Source organism: Tamlana crocina (assembly GCF_012037625.1).
On sequence record NZ_JAAVJS010000582.1, the window covers coordinates 1 to 341 of the forward strand.

Here is a 341-nt window from a genome sequence, read left to right on the forward strand (position 1 = left end):
TAAGGCTTCTCTCCTTATGGAGGAGGCGAAGAATGACCCGGTGAAGAAGGCCGGGTTAATTCGGGATATGGTGAGCAGTATTTCGAAGATCCCCGATAATATTCAGCAGGAGGTATATGTGCAGGAGACATCCCGCATTATGGATATCTCTGAAGAGGTGCTTTTCTCCACCCTTGCACAAATGAGCGGCAGACAGACCGGGAAAACGGCTCCAAAGAAGACACAGCAGTTTGAGGTGGTGCGGGATGATCCTGCAACTCCCCAGGTGAAGGTGGATGAGCTGTACATCCTGGAGCGAACCATAATTAGTCTGTTGCTTCACTATGGAATGGTGGAGGAAG

Annotated in this window: 1 pseudogene; it reads left to right on the forward strand. The window is 50.1% G+C overall.

Features of this window, described 5'->3' with window-relative positions:
• Nucleotides 1–341 (forward strand): annotated as a pseudogene (locus HC176_RS18140) (DNA primase); the annotation flags it as partial.